18 protein-coding genes and 1 other annotated feature are annotated in these 17645 nt (G+C 50.6%); of the genes, 12 read left to right on the forward strand and 6 right to left on the reverse strand.

The window, feature by feature from the left end; all coding sequences use genetic code 11:
- The first annotated feature begins 55 nt into the window (after positions 1 to 55).
- From kdgR to ihfA, 11 genes are all read left to right on the forward strand, one after another.
- A complete protein-coding gene (gene kdgR / locus NAL19_RS09595) occupies positions 56 to 847 on the forward strand; it encodes a DNA-binding transcriptional regulator KdgR (protein WP_180741133.1) in 792 nt (263 codons plus the stop codon).
- A 257-nt stretch (positions 848 to 1104) separates the two neighbouring features.
- A complete protein-coding gene (locus tag NAL19_RS09600) occupies positions 1105 to 1368 on the forward strand; it encodes a YebO family protein (RefSeq protein ID WP_263059538.1) in 264 nt (87 codons plus the stop codon).
- Positions 1369 to 1493: 125 nt separating this feature from the next.
- Positions 1494 to 2915 (forward strand): amino acid permease, encoded by a 1422-nt coding sequence (locus NAL19_RS09605; protein WP_263059539.1) that lies wholly within the window; start codon positions 1494 to 1496, stop codon positions 2913 to 2915.
- Positions 2916 to 3175: 260 nt separating this feature from the next.
- A complete protein-coding gene (gene thrS, locus NAL19_RS09610; RefSeq protein WP_225087960.1) occupies positions 3176 to 5104 on the forward strand; it encodes a threonine--tRNA ligase in 1929 nt (642 codons plus the stop codon).
- A 3-nt stretch (positions 5105 to 5107) separates the two neighbouring features.
- The gene (gene infC / locus NAL19_RS09615) at positions 5108 to 5650 is read left to right on the forward strand and encodes a translation initiation factor IF-3 (RefSeq protein ID WP_072034236.1); all 543 of its coding nucleotides are present in this window, start codon (positions 5108 to 5110) and stop codon (positions 5648 to 5650) included.
- 112 nt (positions 5651 to 5762) lie between these two features.
- Positions 5763 to 5960 (forward strand): 50S ribosomal protein L35, encoded by a 198-nt coding sequence (gene rpmI, locus NAL19_RS09620; RefSeq protein WP_004263702.1) that lies wholly within the window; start codon positions 5763 to 5765, stop codon positions 5958 to 5960.
- A 43-nt stretch (positions 5961 to 6003) separates the two neighbouring features.
- Positions 6004 to 6360, forward strand: coding sequence for a 50S ribosomal protein L20 (gene rplT / locus NAL19_RS09625; protein WP_005968887.1), 357 nt, complete (start codon positions 6004 to 6006; stop codon positions 6358 to 6360).
- A 131-nt stretch (positions 6361 to 6491) separates the two neighbouring features.
- Positions 6492 to 6615 (forward strand) — a sequence feature (Phe leader region).
- Positions 6497 to 6541, forward strand: a complete 45-nt coding sequence (gene pheM / locus NAL19_RS09630; RefSeq protein WP_001386830.1) for a pheST operon leader peptide PheM — start codon at positions 6497 to 6499, stop codon at positions 6539 to 6541. (Overlaps the previous feature by 45 nt.)
- 107 nt (positions 6616 to 6722) lie before the next feature.
- Complete coding sequence (gene pheS / locus NAL19_RS09635) at positions 6723 to 7706, forward strand: phenylalanine--tRNA ligase subunit alpha (RefSeq protein WP_225087961.1); 984 nt, start codon at positions 6723 to 6725, stop codon at positions 7704 to 7706.
- A gap of 14 nt (positions 7707 to 7720) precedes the next feature.
- Positions 7721 to 10108: a phenylalanine--tRNA ligase subunit beta gene (gene pheT, locus NAL19_RS09640; RefSeq protein WP_263059540.1), complete on the forward strand. Its 2388-nt coding sequence runs from the start codon at positions 7721 to 7723 to the stop codon at positions 10106 to 10108.
- A 4-nt stretch (positions 10109 to 10112) separates the two neighbouring features.
- The gene (gene ihfA / locus NAL19_RS09645; protein ID WP_009112984.1) at positions 10113 to 10409 is read left to right on the forward strand and encodes an integration host factor subunit alpha; all 297 of its coding nucleotides are present in this window, start codon (positions 10113 to 10115) and stop codon (positions 10407 to 10409) included.
- A 52-nt stretch (positions 10410 to 10461) separates the two neighbouring features.
- On the opposite strand, the gene NAL19_RS09650 is transcribed toward ihfA, so the two are convergent.
- The 4 genes from NAL19_RS09650 to nadE all read right to left on the reverse strand — a co-directional run bounded on the left by NAL19_RS09650 (position 10462) and on the right by nadE (position 14702).
- Positions 10462 to 10896: a nitrous oxide-stimulated promoter family protein gene (locus NAL19_RS09650; RefSeq protein WP_225087963.1), complete on the reverse strand. Its 435-nt coding sequence runs from the start codon at positions 10894 to 10896 to the stop codon at positions 10462 to 10464.
- A 152-nt stretch (positions 10897 to 11048) separates the two neighbouring features.
- Positions 11049 to 12767, reverse strand: a complete 1719-nt coding sequence (locus NAL19_RS09655; protein ID WP_263059541.1) for an ABC transporter ATP-binding protein — start codon at positions 12765 to 12767, stop codon at positions 11049 to 11051.
- A gap of 127 nt (positions 12768 to 12894) precedes the next feature.
- Positions 12895 to 13782, reverse strand: a complete 888-nt coding sequence (gene yddG, locus NAL19_RS09660) for an aromatic amino acid DMT transporter YddG (RefSeq protein WP_263059542.1) — start codon at positions 13780 to 13782, stop codon at positions 12895 to 12897.
- A gap of 95 nt (positions 13783 to 13877) precedes the next feature.
- Positions 13878 to 14702 (reverse strand): ammonia-dependent NAD(+) synthetase, encoded by an 825-nt coding sequence (gene nadE, locus NAL19_RS09665; protein WP_263059543.1) that lies wholly within the window; start codon positions 14700 to 14702, stop codon positions 13878 to 13880.
- A gap of 224 nt (positions 14703 to 14926) precedes the next feature.
- Here nadE and osmE point away from each other — a divergent pair, with 224 nt between their 5' ends.
- On the forward strand, positions 14927 to 15259 hold the full coding sequence (gene osmE / locus NAL19_RS09670; protein WP_225087967.1) for an osmotically-inducible lipoprotein OsmE: 333 nt from the start codon (positions 14927 to 14929) through the stop codon (positions 15257 to 15259).
- Positions 15260 to 15428: 169 nt separating this feature from the next.
- On the opposite strand, the gene NAL19_RS09675 is transcribed toward osmE, so the two are convergent.
- Both NAL19_RS09675 and NAL19_RS09680 read right to left on the reverse strand, forming a co-directional pair.
- The gene (locus NAL19_RS09675) at positions 15429 to 16823 is read right to left on the reverse strand and encodes an L-cystine transporter (protein WP_263059544.1); all 1395 of its coding nucleotides are present in this window, start codon (positions 16821 to 16823) and stop codon (positions 15429 to 15431) included.
- A 171-nt stretch (positions 16824 to 16994) separates the two neighbouring features.
- Entirely contained in the window at positions 16995 to 17570 is a 576-nt protein-coding gene (locus NAL19_RS09680; protein WP_263059545.1) for a metal-dependent hydrolase, read from the reverse strand.
- Between the last annotated feature and the right edge of the window lie 75 nt (positions 17571 to 17645).

Raw genomic sequence — 17645 nt, forward strand, 5'->3', positions numbered from 1 at the left:
AACCATTGTTCTATTTTTTTTAAAACAAAAAAACCTGAGTAGGGTAACCACAAAAATGGCTATTGCAGATTTAGATAAACAACCCGATTCCGTGTCGTCCGTTTTAAAGGTTTTTGGTATTTTGCAGGCATTAGGTGAAGAGAGAGAAATTGGTATTACCGAGCTTTCTCAGCGAGTCATGATGTCCAAGAGTACCGTTTACCGCTTCTTGCAGACGATGAAATCCCTGGGCTATGTCGCGCAGGAAGGTGAATCAGAGAAATATTCATTAACGCTCAAGTTATTTGAACTTGGTGCAAAAGCATTGCAGAACGTCGATTTAATCCGCAGTGCGGATATACAGATGCGTGAGTTGTCTGCCCTGACGCGGGAAACGATCCACCTTGGTGCGTTGGATGAAGACGGCATCGTTTATATCCACAAGATTGATTCGATGTATAACCTGCGGATGTATTCGCGTATTGGTCGCCGTAATCCGCTGCACAGTACTGCAATTGGTAAAGTGCTGTTGGCATGGCGCGATCGTGGCGAAGTAGAAGAGATTCTGTCGACGGTTGAATTCACCCGCAGTACGCCACACACGCTGTGTACTGCTGAAGATCTTCTCAATCAATTAGACGTTGTCCGCGGACAAGGTTACGGAGAAGACAACGAAGAGCAGGAAGAAGGGTTGCGTTGTATCGCTGTGCCAGTATTCGATCGCTTTGGCGTGGTGATTGCTGGCCTCAGTATTTCTTTCCCGACAATTCGTTTTTCGGAAGAAAACAAACACGAATATGTGGCTACGCTGCATACGGCCGCCAGAAATATCTCTGAGCAAATGGGCTACCACGATTACCCGTTCTGATATTCTCTATCGATACCTGAGCCTGTCCTGACCGACAGGCTTTTTTTATGGTCATCCATCTCTGTCCGCCATCCTTCGGGCCGTCGCCAGCGATGTTGAAAAACGCTCCCCACGTTTTTTTATTTTTGCACCAATACGATAGCGCTGCATATCAATACGATATGGGGAGCGGATAGGGTTGGGTATCGAACTTGGCTACGTCACGGTGTTAAGATAGCCCACAGGTTCTGTCATAAGTGGTTATAAGTGGAGTCGTTGTGAACATATTAGAAGTGGTTTTTGTCTTGCTGGTTGTGCTGCTAGCCGCGCTGATCTGGTTTTTTGTTAATCGGGCGAGCGTCAGAGCCAATGAGCAAGTGAAATTGCTGCAAGAGATCGTAGAGCAGCAACGCCAGCAGTTAGCATTATTGAAAAAATTGCTGCCCCAGAATGCAGAGAAAAGTGAGCCTGAAACGCTTACCGCCGAGTTAGAGCGTGATGACGTGGAGTTAACGTTTAAAAGTGTCATTCCTGAACGTTAATACGCCATCACTGTGTCGCGTTTAACCCCGATCTCTTTGCCTGTTCACGTCATTTTTCATACTGATGGCGTGAGCAGGCATAGTTATAAAAATGAAGAAGGCTTTACAGGAAGCACAAAAACAACATGGCAAATGCGCAAAACAACATAGCAAGCAATCAAAAAGATAGAGCAAGCGATCAACAGGAACTGGTTTTAAAACGAGGGTTAAAAAACCGGCATATTCAACTGATAGCGTTGGGTGGCGCGATTGGTACTGGCTTGTTTTTAGGGATATCGCAGACTATCCAAATGGCTGGGCCGTCCGTTTTATTGGGCTACGCGATTGCCGGAATGATTGCGTTTCTGATTATGCGACAACTGGGCGAGATGGTGGTGGAAGAGCCAGTAGCAGGTTCGTTCAGCCATTTTGCCTATAAATACTGGGGCGACTTTGCGGGCTTTCTGGCCGGTTGGAACTACTGGGCGATGTTTATTCTGGTAGGGATGGCTGAACTGACGGCCGTGGGGATTTATATCCAATACTGGTGGCCCGAGACGCCAACCTGGCTGTCCGCCGCGATATTCTTCGTGCTCATTAACCTGATCAATCTGGTGAATGTGCGGATGTTTGGGGAGACGGAATTCTGGTTCGCCATTATCAAAGTGCTGGCCATCGTCGGGATGATTGTCTTCGGCAGTTGGCTGCTGCTGAGTGGTAATGGCGGCGAAACGGCAACGATACGTAATCTATGGATTCATGGCGGATTCATGCCGAATGGTGCAAGTGGATTGATCATGGCCATGGCGGTGATCATGTTCTCATTCGGCGGTCTGGAATTAGTCGGTATCACCGCGGCAGAAGCTGCCGATCCGAAACGTTCTATTCCTCAGGCGACGAATCAAGTGGTCTATCGCATCCTGATTTTCTATATCGGCGCGCTGTCTATTTTGTTATCGCTTTATCCGTGGGGAAATGTCGTTGATGGCGGTAGCCCGTTTGTTCTTATCTTCCATGCGCTGAATAGCAATTTGGTGGCAAACGTACTGAACATTGTGGTACTCACGGCGGCGTTATCGGTTTACAACAGCGGCGTGTACTGTAATAGCCGGATGTTGTACGGTTTGGCAAAGCAGGGGAATGCGCCGAAATCTCTCGCGAAGGTTAACGGACGCGGTGTACCTGTCCGCTCTATTGCGTTGTCAGCCTTAGCGACATCGTTCGGTGTAGCAATCAACTACCTGATGCCAGGCAAAGCGTTTGAGCTGTTGATGGCGCTGGTGGTGTCGACGCTGGTGATTAACTGGATCATGATCTGCTTTGCACATCTGCGTTTCCGTCAGGCGATGATGGCGAAGGGCATTGTTCCTGCCTTCAAAGCCTTCTGGTATCCGTGGGGCAACTACCTGTGTCTGGCGTTTTTGGCGGGGATTTTGGTGATTATGCTGCTGTCGCCGGGTATTCGCATTTCGGTCATTTTAATTCCATTCTGGATTGCCGTTATTTGGCTGGGTTTCAGACTTTCCCGTAAAAATAACGCGGCGCTGAAGTCGACGCAAACACAGTAAACATGCCCGTGGCCTGTTCATCATACGGTAACGATGTCCAGGCTACCCATCCAGCTTTAATACACCACTTATAAGGTGTATTATTGTCCCCGACGTTATCCATGTCACGCTAGTGCACGCCTTTAGTCGTGTGCACCATGTGTATATATTTCACAGAGTACAGAGAAATAGCACGGTTAACACTTTTGATTTTCAATTGATAGACGATTTTTTGCATGTGAGCTTTCGTGTGGCTCACCACTGTAAATAAGGGAATTATAATGCCAGTTATCACCCTTCCTGATGGAAGTCAGCGTCATTACGACCACGCCGTTTCTCCCCTGGATGTTGCACTTGATATTGGTCCCGGTCTGGCAAAAGCCTGTATCGCCGGACGCGTCAATGGCGAGCTGGTTGATGCCAGCGATAAAATCGATACCGATGCGCAGTTAGCTATCATCACTGCCAAAGATGAAGCGGGTCTGGAAATTATTCGCCACTCCTGTGCGCACTTATTGGGTCATGCGATCAAGCAACTGTGGCCAGATACCAAAATGGCGATTGGTCCGGTTATCGATAACGGTTTTTACTACGACGTAGATATCGACCGTACCCTGACTCAGGAAGATATTGAGCTGCTCGAAAAGCGTATGCACGAGCTTTCTGACACTGACTATGACGTCATTAAGAAAAAAGTCAGTTGGCAGGAAGCGCGCGATGCGTTCGCTGCGCGCGGTGAGACCTACAAAATGGCGATTCTGGATGAGAACATCAGCCGCGATGATCGTCCGGGTCTGTATCACCATGAAGAATACATCGATATGTGCCGCGGCCCGCACGTACCGAATATGCGTTTCTGCCACCATTTCAAATTGCAGAAAACGTCGGGCGCTTACTGGCGTGGCGACAGCAAAAACAAAATGCTGCAACGTATTTACGGCACAGCGTGGGCGGACAAAAAGCAGTTGGCTTCTTATCTGCAACGTCTGGAAGAAGCGGCGAAGCGTGACCATCGCAAAATCGGCAAACAGCTGGACCTGTATCACATGCAGGAAGAAGCGCCGGGTATGGTGTTCTGGCACAATGACGGTTGGACGATCTTCCGCGAGCTGGAAGCCTTTGTGCGCATGAAGCTGAAGTCGTACCAGTATCAGGAAGTCAAAGGTCCATTCATGATGGATCGCGTGATGTGGGAAAAAACCGGTCACTGGGAAAACTACAAAGAAGCGATGTTCACGACCTCATCAGAAAACCGTGAATACTGCATCAAGCCGATGAACTGCCCGGGTCACGTACAGATTTTCAATCAGGGATTGAAATCATACCGCGATCTGCCGCTGCGTATGGCCGAGTTCGGTAGCTGTCACCGTAATGAACCATCTGGCTCTCTGCATGGTTTAATGCGCGTGCGTGGCTTTACTCAGGACGATGCGCACATCTTCTGTACGGAAGAGCAGGTTCGTGATGAAGTGAACAGCTGCATCAAGATGGTGTATGACATGTACAGCACCTTCGGTTTTGAAAAAATCGTGGTGAAACTGTCTACGCGTCCTGAAAAACGTATCGGTAGCGATGAGATGTGGGATCGCGCTGAAGCCGACTTGGCCGCAGCGTTGACTGAAAATAACATCGAATTTGACTATCAGCCGGGTGAAGGGGCGTTCTACGGTCCAAAAATTGAATTTACCCTGCATGACTGTTTGGATCGTGCGTGGCAGTGTGGTACGGTGCAACTCGACTTTTCATTACCGGGTCGCCTGAATGCGTCTTACGTTGGTGAAAGCAACGAACGTCAGGTGCCGGTTATGATTCACCGGGCTATTTTGGGATCAATGGAGCGCTTCATCGGTATTTTGACCGAAGAATTCGCCGGTTTCTTCCCAACTTGGTTAGCTCCGGTTCAAGTGGTGATTATGAATATCACCGATACCCAGTCTGACTATGTCAACGAATTGACCCGAAAATTGCAAGAAGCGGGCATTCGCGTAAAAGCAGACTTGAGAAATGAGAAGATAGGCTTTAAAATCCGCGAGCACACTTTACGGCGTGTTCCCTATATGCTGGTTTGTGGCGACAAAGAAGTTGAGGCAGGAAAAGTTGCTGTCCGTACTCGTCGCGGTAAAGACCTGGGGAGTCTGGATGTCAGTGAAGTCATCAGTAAGCTGCAGCAAGAGATTCGCAGCCGTAGTCTTCATCAATTGGAGGAATAAGGTATTAAAGGCGGAAAACGAGTTCAACCGGCGCGTCCTAATCGCATCAACAGAGAAATTCGCGCACATGAGGTACGCCTGACAGGCGTCGAAGGCGAACAGCTTGGCATTGTCAGTCTGAATGAAGCATTAGAAAAAGCCGAGGAAGCAGGTGTTGATTTAGTTGAAATCAGTCCGAACGCCGAGCCGCCGGTTTGCCGAATCATGGATTACGGCAAGTTCCTCTATGAGAAGAGTAAGGCCACAAAGGAACAGAAGAAGAAGCAAAAAGTTATTCAGGTCAAGGAAATCAAATTCCGACCTGGTACCGATGATGGCGACTATCAGGTCAAACTACGCAACCTGGTTCGCTTTCTGGAAGATGGTGACAAAGCCAAAATCACACTGCGTTTCCGCGGTCGTGAAATGGCGCACCAACAGATTGGTATCGAAGTGCTTAACCGCGTTCGTGACGATCTGAGTGAACTGGCTGTCGTCGAATCCTTCCCAACGAAGATCGAAGGCCGTCAGATGATCATGGTGCTAGCACCGAAGAAGAAACAGTAAGGCACTCAAGTAACAGAACCGCGCTGCTTTTATTTTGCGTTAAGCAAAAAACTGTGCGGTTTTGTTCGCCTTATCTGATTCGTTTTATTAACAATGCGAAGTGGAAATAAAAATGCCAAAGATTAAAACAGTACGCGGCGCCGCTAAACGCTTCAAAAAAACTGCCGGTGGTGGTTTCAAGCGTAAGCATGCCAACCTGCGTCATATTCTGACCAAAAAGTCGACTAAACGTAAACGTCATCTGCGTCCGAAAGGCATGGTCTCCAAAGGAGATCTGGGCCTGGTTGTCGCATGTCTGCCGTACGCATAAGTAACCTTTTTTTAATTCAGAATAAGACTTTAGGAGAGAGCATATGGCTCGCGTAAAACGTGGTGTAGTTGCCCGTGCACGTCACAAGAAAATACTGAAACAAGCGAAAGGTTACTACGGTGCCCGTTCGCGCGTTTATCGTGTTGCCTTCCAGGCAGTAATCAAAGCTGGTCAGTACGCTTACCGCGACCGTCGTCAACGTAAACGTCAATTCCGTCAGCTGTGGATTGCACGTATCAATGCAGCAGCCCGTCAAAATGGCTTGTCTTACAGCAAATTCATCAACGGCCTGAAAAAAGCCTCTGTTGAAATTGACCGTAAGATTCTGGCTGATATCGCTGTATTCGACAAATTAGCGTTCAGCGCTCTGGTCGAAAAAGCGAAAGCAGCACTGGCGTAAGTCAGTTGAGAGAGGGAGCTTTGGCTCCCTCTTTTCGTCCAACGTCACAGATTTTTTATTTTTCTCAACACTTTTTTATTCACAAGGCTTCTTGTGATTCTCAAAACGTTGACTTTTAAAACAAGGTAACGCAAGCATGAATGCTGCTATTTTCCGTTTCTTTTTTTACTTTAGCACCTGAACTCAGGGGGCTTTGCGCGTAAGAAAAGAAACGAAAAGTAGCGCTTAAGCCTCCCTTAGGGAGGCTTTTTTGTTTACGACAATCGGTTTTTGCTATTGTTTTTAGTAATATTTATCGCTTTAGTAAAACGATATTCTTCAATCATGACCGTTGGCCACTTAGGCAGAAAAAGAGGAACACAATGCCACATCTCGCAGAGCTGGTTGCTAAAGCCAGAACAGCTATAGAAGAGGCCCAGGATGTTACCGCACTGGAAAATGTGCGTGTCGAATATCTGGGTAAAAAAGGTCACTTAACCCTTCAGATGACCTCGCTGCGCGAGTTGCCGGCTGAAGAACGCCCTGCTGCCGGTGCTGTCATTAACCAGGCGAAGCAAGACGTTCAGGACGCGCTGAACGCCCGTAAGCAAACGCTGGAATCCGCCGAGTTGAATGCGCGTCTGGCGCAAGAAACCATCGATGTCTCGCTGCCGGGCCGCACGATTGAAAATGGTGGCTTGCATCCAGTGACGCGCACTATCGATCGCATCGAAACCTTTTTCGGCGAGCTGGGTTTCTCCGTTGTAACCGGACCAGAAATCGAAGACGACTATCACAACTTTGATGCGCTGAATATCCCAGGGCATCACCCTGCGCGAGCTGACCACGACACGTTCTGGTTCGATGCGACACGCCTGCTGCGTACGCAGACGTCTGGCGTGCAGATTCGTACGATGGAAAAGCAGCAGCCGCCTATTCGTATCATTGCGCCAGGCCGTGTTTATCGTAACGATTACGATCAGACCCACACGCCAATGTTCCATCAGATGGAAGGGTTGATCGTCGATAAAGACATCAGCTTCACCAACCTGAAAGGTACGCTGCATGATTTCCTGCGTAATTTCTTTGAGGAAGATTTGCAGGTTCGCTTCCGTCCGTCTTATTTCCCGTTTACCGAGCCGTCCGCTGAAGTGGATGTGATGGGTAAAAACGGCAAATGGTTGGAAGTCCTGGGTTGCGGAATGGTGCACCCGAACGTCCTGCGTAATGTCGGTATCGATCCGGAAGTGTATTCCGGCTTCGCGTTCGGTATGGGTATGGAGCGCCTGACGATGCTGCGCTATGGCGTGACCGATCTGCGTGCATTCTTCGAAAACGATCTGCGTTTCCTCAAACAGTTTAAGTAAGGCGGGTATACATCATGAAATTCAGTGAACTCTGGTTACGCGAGTGGGTAAACCCGGCGGTTGATAGTGAAACGCTATCCGAGCAAATCACGATGGCAGGGCTGGAAGTGGATGGCGTTGAGCCGGTTGCTGGTGCATTCCACGGTGTGGTTGTCGGTGAAGTGGTTGAATGTGGGCAACACCCTAATGCAGACAAACTGCGTGTAACGAAAGTCAACGTAGGCTGCGATCGCCTGCTGGACATCGTGTGCGGCGCACCGAACTGTCGTCAGGGCCTGAAGGTGGCGGTGGCGACGGTAGGTGCCGTGTTGCCGGGCGATTTCAAAATTAAAGCGGCCAAACTGCGTGGCGAGCCGTCTGAAGGCATGCTGTGCTCATTTTCCGAATTGGGTATTTCCGACGATCACGATGGCATTATCGAACTGCCAGCAGATGCGCCGATTGGCACAGATATTCGTGACTATCTGAAGCTGGATGACAACGCGATTGAAATCAGCGTGACGCCAAACCGTGCTGATTGCCTTGGTATCATCGGCGTGGCGCGTGATGTGGCCGTGTTGAACCAGTTGGCGTTGAATGAACCGGCGATTGAGCCCGTTACCGCAACGATTCAGGATACGTTCCCGATTCAGGTTGATGCGCCGCAGGCATGCCCGCGTTACTTAGGCCGTGTGGTGAAAGGCATCAATGTTAAGGCAGCAACGCCGCTGTGGATGCGTGAAAAGCTGCGCCGCTGTGGTATTCGCTCTATCGATCCGGTTGTTGACGTGACGAACTACGTCCTGCTGGAACTCGGCCAGCCGATGCACGCATTCGATCTTGACCGCCTCAATGGCGGCATCATCGTGCGGATGGCGAAAGAGGGCGAAGCGCTGACGCTGCTGGATGGCAACGAAGCCAAACTGAATGCAGATACGCTGGTTATCGCTGACCAGCAGAGCGCACTGGCGATGGGCGGCATCTTTGGCGGCGAGCATTCTGGCGTCAATGACGCTACGCAAAACGTCCTGCTGGAATGTGCTTATTTTAATCCGCTGTCGATTACCGGACGCGCACGTCGTCACGGTTTGCACACCGATGCTTCTCATCGCTACGAGCGTGGCGTCGATCCGGCGTTGCAGCACAAAGCCATTGAGCGCGCGACTCGTTTACTGATCGATATCTGTGGTGGTGAAGCGGGCCCGGTCGTTGATGTGACCAGCGAAGCAGACCTGCCGACGCGTGCAACGATTACGTTGCGTCGTGAGAAGCTGGATCGTCTGATTGGACATGTGATTGCTGATGAGCAGGTTAGCGATATCCTGCAACGTCTGGGCTGTAACGTCGTGAAAACCGACGCAGGTTGGCAAGCGACGGCACCGAGCTGGCGTTTCGACATGGAAATTGAAGAGGATTTGGTTGAAGAAGTCGCGCGTATTTACGGCTACAACAACATTCCGAATATTCCGACTCAGGCACCGTTGGTCATGACTGCGCATCGCGAAGCGTCATTGTCATTGAAGCGTGTGAAGACCTTATTAGTCGATCACGGTTATCAGGAAGCAATTACTTACAGTTTTGTTGACCCGAAAATTCAGGGATTAATCCACCCTGATGAAGCGTCGTTGAGTTTGCCGAGCCCCATCTCCGCAGAGATGTCGGTGATGCGTTTGTCGCTGTGGAGTGGCTTGCTGAGCGCGGCGGTGTATAACCAAAACCGTCAGCAAAGTCGTCTGCGTCTGTTTGAAAGCGGCCTGCGTTTTGTACCGGACAGCAGTGCTGACCTGGGTATTCGTCAGGATCTGATGCTGGCGGGGGTCATTACCGGCACTCGCTATGAAGAGCATTGGGATCTGGCGCGTCAGGCTGTTGACTTCTATGATTTAAAAGGCGATTTGGAAGCGGTACTGGCATTGACGGGCAAACTGTCTGAAATCGAATTCAAAGCCGAAAATAATCCGGCATTGCATCCGGGACAAAGTGCTGCTATTTATCTGGGCGACGAACGTATTGGATTTATTGGCGTTATTCATCCAGAACTGGAGCGCAAGTTGGATCTTAACGGGCGCACCGTGGTGTTCGAACTGTTGTGGGACAAGGTTGCAGACCGCGTATTGCCTGAGGCGAGCGAGGTTTCCCGCTTCCCAGCGAACCGTCGTGATATTGCCGTTGTGGTCGCTGAAAATGTCCCCGCAGGAGATATTTTGGCCGAGTGTAAGAAAGTTGGCGCAAATCAGTTAGTTGGCGTAAACTTATTCGACGTGTACCGAGGGAAGGGCGTAGCGGAAGGTTATAAGAGTCTGGCTATCAGTCTGACCCTGCAAGATACCACGCGTACACTGGCAGAAGAGGAAATTGCCGCTACCGTTGCAGAATGCGTAGCAGCATTAAAACAGCGATTCCAAGCATCCTTGAGGGATTGAACCTATGGCGCTTACTAAAGCTGAAATGTCAGAATACCTGTTTGAGAAGCTCGGGCTGAGCAAACGGGATGCCAAAGAGCTAGTCGAGCTGTTTTTTGAAGAAGTTCGTCGCGCTTTGGAAAATGGCGAGCAGGTCAAGTTGTCAGGTTTTGGCAATTTTGATTTGCGAGACAAGAACCAACGTCCGGGACGTAACCCAAAAACTGGCGAAGATATTCCGATTACGGCGCGCCGTGTGGTCACGTTCCGTCCGGGGCAAAAGCTAAAAAGCAGGGTAGAGAACGCCTCTCCCAAAGAGTAATCGTGTCACCCAAAAAGGCCGCGCAAGCGGCCTTTTCCTATTGAATTCGTCTTCATTTTATCTCTTTCAACGTTGGGTCGGTATCCGCGGGGGCAGTTTGCTGTGCGGCTAAGCGGGTTGCCCGCTCGGTTGGCGTTTTTGACGCGGTTTCTTTTTTTGGATAATCCGGCACTGGTCGATGATCGTCAATCAAGTGGCGTATTGCCAGAATTGGGTGACGTAACAGCATCCGTGGCCCTGACCAGCGCATAATCGCTTTTATCGCCTCGCGTCTGGCGGGTTGATAGCAGTGGATAGGGCAATGCTTGCAGGCGGGTTTATCTTCACCGAAATGACAGCGTTCCAGACGCTTGATGGCGTAGTTGACTAAGTCTTTATACTGCACGTTATCACCAGTTTCAGGATGATGCTTTTCATACAACTCGATCATCAATCCGACGGTACGGATCTCCCGCTGTCGGTATTTTCCCAGGGGCTTTCTCGCCATGTGCGACATGTCCTGATGAAATCATAATAGATGTATTTTAAATGCAATTTATTGCAAGGGGAACCACTGAAGTCACATCTATGCGCAAAAGGCAGAGAGAGAAAAACGGAAAGAAAAAGGCGAGGGTAAACCTCGCCGAAGGAAGAGAAAAATCAGGCCTGACCGAACTGTGCCTGATGTAACCGGGCATAGATGCCGCTTTGTTCTAATAGTACCTGATGACTACCTTGCTCAATGATGGTGCCGTTATCTACCACCACAATGCGCCCGGCATTCTGTATGGTTGCCAACCGGTGAGCAATGACCAGTGTGGTACGCCCTGCGGAAAGTTCGCTGAGCGACTGTTGTATTGCCTGCTCCGTTGCCGTATCCAGCGCGGATGTGGCTTCGTCAAGAATCAGAATCGGCGGGTTTTTCAGGAAGATGCGCGCAATAGACAAACGCTGTTTTTGCCCGCCCGACAGTTTAACGCCGCGCTCACCCACCACGGTATCCAGCCCATCGGGCAGATTCTCGATCAGTTCATCTAACCGTGCGCGTCGCGCTGCGTCCATGATGTCGTCATCGCTGGCATCCAGTTTGCCGTAGGCGATATTTTCACGAATGGTGCCGCCGAACAGGAAGACATCCTGCTGTACGATGCCAATTTGGCTACGTAGCGACGCCTGTGTCATCTGGCGGATATCCGTGCCGTCAATGGTGATGGCTCCGCGGGTTAAATCGTAGAAGCGGGGAAGCAGAGAACAAAGCGTGGTTTTACCTGCGCCGGATGGGCCGACAAATGCCACGGTTTCCCCGGCGCGAATCGATAGATCGATATTACGGAGAATAGGGCGCTCGGCTGAATAGCCAAAGCTCACCTGATTGAACCGGATATCACCTTTCAACGGCCCGGCATCGCGCGCATCGGGAGCATCGGTAATCTCAGGAACGGTATCGAGCAATTGGGTAAAGCGTTTAAAGCCTGCAATGCCTTTGGGGTAACTTTCCAGCACCGAAGTAATCTTGGCTACCGGGCGGAAGAACACTTCAATTAGCAGCAGGAAGCCGATAAAACCGCCGTAGCTGAGTTCTCCCTGAATGACATACCAAATACCTGCCAGCATCACAATAAGCTGTATCAGACGCGTGCTGAGGTAGCTGAGCGTCATGCTGGCGGTCATGATGCGATAGGCTTGTAATTTGGTTCGACGGTAGTTTTCGTTATCGTGGGAGAACAGTTTCTTCTCATGTGCCTCATTAGCAAACGCTTTCACGACGCGAATGCCCCCAACACTCTCTTCAATGCGGGCGTTGAAGTTACCAACCTGACCGAAGAGCTGACGCCATGTCTCCGTCATGCGGGCGCCATAACGGCTGACGAGATACGTCATAAAAGGCACGATAATGATCGTCAACAGCGCCAGATTCAGGTGAACGGTTGCCATCAGGATGAAGGCACCGATAAACGTCATGATCGCGAGAAAGAGGTCTTCCGGGCCGTGGTGGGCGATTTCCCCGACTTCCTCCAGATCTTTGGTGACGTGGGTGATGATATGCCCGGTCTTCATATTGTCGTAGTAACGGAACGGCAAATTTTGCAGGTGCTCAAAGGCCTGCCGCCGCATATCGGTTTCAATACCCACACCCAGTGCATGTCCCCAATAGTTGACGATGGCCATCAGCGCGGTATTCAGCAAATAGACCGCCAATAACGCCACCGACGCTAACAGGATCAGCGACCAGTCCTGAGCCGGTAGCAGCTTGTCGATGAACGCTTTAATCGCCATCGGGAACCCTAACTCAAGCAGCCCAGCGATAATGGCACAGCCGAAATCGAGGACGAATAACCCTTTGTAAGGGGAATAGTAAGAAAAGAAACGCCTTAACATGTGTGACTTTTTTTAGGTAACGAAATGTGCAGGTGACTATAACAGGTTAGCGCGAAGAATGTGACCGTGCGCAGATTAGGGTTTTATTGACCTGGAAGCGCGATCGCACATCAGGGTGATACAGCCTTCAACCAGTAGAAGAACGCGTCGCATACCAGCAGAGTAGTGAGCCAGCGGTGACCATGGCGACGCCTTGCCAGAATGAAATAGCGGGCGTGATGTTGAGCCAGATCGCGGCCAGCAAGGTGGAAAGCACGGGCGTAAAGTAGGAGGCGGTTGCCAGCAGCGTCAGATTGCCATGCTGAATGCCGGCATTCCAGGCAGAATAGGCCAGAGCCGTTGAGGCGCCCATAAAGAGCAGTTGCAGTGAACTGGGTAACGTGAATGAAATGGCGCTTTCAGCGCTCAAGGCATATTTTATCCATAGCACGAGGGATGTGATGAAAAAGAACAACGATACGCCGCTTTTTCCCTGTCCGTAACGTTTGGTGATATTGCAGTAGAGCGCCCAGGTCAAAGCCGCAGAAAACGCCAGACTGTAGGCGAGTGGGTTGGCAAGAATGTTGTTCCATAGGAGTGCTGGCGTCCAGTTGTTGTCGCCTTTCATAATCCACACAATGCCGCCCAGCGAGAGTGCAAGACCCGGCCAGAGCAGAAAACGGCTTTTCTGCTGATTGATAAAAAGTGAGAAGAAAATGGTCAAGCTGGGCCACAAATAGTTAATCATCCCTATTTCTATCGCCTGCATGCGGCTATCCGCTAACCCGATGGAGAGCGACAGAAAAATCTCATAGCAGACAAACATTGCACCGCCTGCGAACAAATAAACGCGGGGCAACGTTGTAATGCGGGGAAGACCATAAAAAGCCAGTAGGCAGAGTGTGCTGGTGGAATAAATCATCGCCGTGCCGCCGATGGGGCCAAGCGCTTCTGTCAAGCTGCGGATCAGCCCGACGGAGGTGCTCCATAGCATGATGGCCAGCAAGCCCGTGAGTGTGGCGCGTTGTGGCGTCATCTTTATTCCTGTCATCCTTCAAATTGCCTGTGCAGAAAAAACCAAGGGCAAACCGGACGCTGTCATCCGCGTCCGGTGGTGCTTACCGTGATGGTTTACCGCCAAAAATCATCAAAAACGGTAATCGGCGGACGGCGCTTGTGCTCGGTTTTGCGATACCAGTTTTCAATAGTGGCGGCATCCTTCGCATCGACCTGTTTGCCTTCCAGATAGTCGTCGATCTTTTCATAGGTGACGCCTAGCGCAACCTCGTCGGGGAGGGACGGTCGATTGTCTTCCAGATCGGCGGTAGGGGCTTTTGTATAAAGATGAGAAGGGCAACCCAGTTCACGCAGTAGCGCTTTGCCCTGACGCTTGTTCAGTCGGAAAATTGGGTTGATATCAGTACCGCCATCACCGTATTTGGTGAAGAAGCCCGTTACCGCCTCTGCCGCATGATCGGTACCGACCACCAGCCCAGCGTTCATCCCCGCAATACTGTACTGCGCTTTCATCCGCTCTCTGGCTTTTTCGTTGCCTTTGACAAAATCGGACAGCTCTACGCCAATGGCGTGCAAGGTGGCTTCGCTGGCTTCGATGGCGGGCTTGATGTTGACGGTCAACACGCGGTCCGGTTGGATAAAGGCGATGGCGTCCTGACAGTCGGCTTCATCCGCTTGTACGCCGTAAGGCAGTCGAACGGCGATGAACTGATAGCGCGCGTTCCCCGTTTCATTGCGTAATTCCGTGATAGCCGTCTGACACAATTTGCCGGTCAGCGTGGAATCCTGACCGCCGCTGATGCCCAAAACTAACGACGTAACGAACGGGTGAGCATTCAGATAATTCTTTAAAAAATCAACGCTAACGCGGATTTCCTGTGCTGCATCGATGCTGCTTTTCACTCCCAACGCACGGATAATGTCGTTTTGTAATGACATGCCATCTCCCTCCTGAACTTATTGATACTGCAAAAGAATTATTACGATTACCTGAGTGTAAAACGAATTGGTGTGAAGAAAAAGAACAAGCTGTCAGGTAGTCATTTTCCTTATAGATAACCGGTTTTGACTATCGACCAATATGTTACATACCCGCGTTATGATTTGAAAAAGTGGTCGCTGCCTACTAGCCTTAGGGTGACCCATAATAATGAGGTGATGAAATGAAGAATAACAGATTACTGGTATGTATTGCGGCAGCGGGTGCTGTCATGCTGGCGGGATGTTCGGCTTATAACAAAGCAGAAAGTTATGTCAATGAGCCCGTGGTGAAAGATGTGAAAGTGGGAATGACGAAGCAGCAGGTTCACCAAATTGCCGGGAGTGGCGGTACCGAAAAACGTCTGGTGAATGCCAAAGGAACCTGTAGCGATTATCTGCTGAAAAATCGCGATGGCACCGCGCAGAACTATTTTGTGAGTTACAACGACACGGGACATGTTCTCAATAAAGGCTTCCAGAGCTGTCAGGCTTACGACACTAACCCACAGCGTTAAGTCACCTGACTGTACAATATCGTCATTAGAAAAGTGTCATAAAAAACGTAGGGAACGTTTTTCAACGTTGTATAGCAACGGCCCGTAGGGTGACGAACCAGGATGTCCGTCATAAAAAAACGCCGACAGCATCAGCCGTCGGCGTTTTCTTTTGTATGACAAACGTGGCCTAGCGGTGTGTCAATTCAGCGTCATCCTGCGCATTGAAAACCGTTTTATCTGTCTGCTTCATCAACTGACTGGTGACGGTACCGGCTGTCATCGAACCGCTGACGTTAAGTGCCGTACGGCCCATATCGATAAGCGGCTCAATGGAAATCAGCAGCGCAACCAGGGTTACCGGCAGCCCCATTGCAGGCAGGACGATTAACGCGGCAAAGGTCGCGCCGCCGCCCACACCGGCTACGCCAGCGGAACTGATGGTGACGATACCGACCAGCGTTGCGATCCAGACTGGATCCAACGGGTTAATGCCGACCGTTGGGGCGACCATGACGGCCAACATGGCTGGGTAAAGCCCCGCACAGCCGTTCTGACCTATGGTTGTACCGAAAGACGCGGCAAAGCTGGCGATAGATTGCGGCACGCCAATACGGCGCGTTTGTGCCTCAATGCTGAGTGGGATCGTCGCCGCGCTGGAACGGCTGGTAAACGCGAACGTCAGCACCGGCCAGACTTTGCGGTAAAAACGTGCTGGATTGATACCAGTGAAAGACAGAATCAGTGCATGGACCCCGAACATAATCGCCAGCCCCAGATAGGAGGCGACAACAAAGCTGCCCAGCTTGAGGATGTCTTGCAGGTTAGAACTGGCGACCATTTTGGTCATTAACGCCATGACGCCGTAAGGGGTCAATTTCATCACCAGACGAACGAGTTTCATCACCCAGGATTGCAGCGTGTCAATGGCGGTTAACACACGCTCGCCTTTCACCGCGTCATCTTTCAGCAGTTGCAGAGCCGCAACGCCCAGGAACGCCGCGAAGACGACGATGCTGATGATGGATGTCGGGTTCGCGCCAGTCAGCTCAGCAAACGGGTTTTTAGGAATGAATGACAGGATAAGTTGAGGCACGTTAAGGTCTGCAACTTTACCCGCATAGTTGTTTTCAATCGCCGTTAATCGCGCGGTTTCCTGCGCACCTTGTACCAGCCCGGTCGCCGTCAGGCCAAACAGGTTAGTCACAAAGACGCCGACCAGCGCAGAAATCAGCGTGGTGATCAATAGGGTGGAAAGGGTTAATAGACTGATTTTCCCTAATGACGACGCATTATGCAGCTTGGCAACGGAATTCAGGATGGAGATAAAGACCAGCGGCATGACGATCATCTGTAACAGCTGCACATAGCCATTACCGACGATATTAAACCATGAGATGGACTGCTTAATGACCGGGTTGTCTCCGCCATAAATCAGATGCAGCGCCAGGCCAAACAACACCCCGACAACCAAACCCAGCAACACTTTCTTTGCCAGACTCCAGGAGGCATTACGGTTGGCGTAACCAAGCCCGAGTAGTAATACGACAAATAGCAGAATATTTATGAGTAGCGGAAAATTCATCCGGCTTTGCTCCCTATCAGTGAATCGTGCCACATTGCCCGCAACCCAGCACGGCAGCGTAAGTCGGTAGGGGCAGTGTGATTTTTTGCGATAAAAAATAACAAACGCGCACAGGATAGCAGGTCTTTTGCCATCATGTTACAGAGATATGTCCGCCACCAGGCAACGCGGTTATTTCACGTATTGGAAGAGGTAGGTTTGCGCGGATTGCAAAAAGCGAAATGACTGCTCGTAGGTGCAGCAATTTAAATTCTTCTGCGGTTGATACAGTGAAAAACCGATACAGACAATACACAGGAAGCGCTCTAGTTGATTGCCTTTTTGGCTGTTTAAGAGCGGTAAGCGGAAACGCCAGCGACAGGGCCAGAGCAGAGGAACGCCGGAGGGTGTCAGCATATCGGCAAGAATGTGGCTCAGATAACCGACGATCATGGCATGGTAGGCATCCGTCGGAATCGGCCAATCTGGCGGTAGGCGCGTCTGGATAAAGAAAATACCGGCGACGATGGCAAGAAGGCTGTGGGTAAATCCACGATGACCAAAGAGGCGGGCAATAGGCGCGGAAAGCCACTTCAGGCGCTGCCCGAGGACGGACTTGGGGTGGTCGATATCGGGCAGTAGCGCAGTAAGGAGTGCACCGGGGATAATGTGCCACCAGTCTCCGGTAGCCAGCGCTGGCGATAGCTCAACTTTTTTAGCCAGAATCGCGCAGGCAACAGAAAACAGCAGGTGTCCTTCCGCAGTCATGAAACGTCTCAAATAAAACTGTTATTTTATACAGTATAAGAGATTATTCCTGCCTGCGGAAGCGGTGACGGCGTA

The sequence above is a fragment of the Pectobacterium sp. F1-1 genome (genome assembly GCF_025643735.1).
GTDB lineage: Bacteria > Pseudomonadota > Gammaproteobacteria > Enterobacterales > Enterobacteriaceae > Pectobacterium > Pectobacterium colocasium.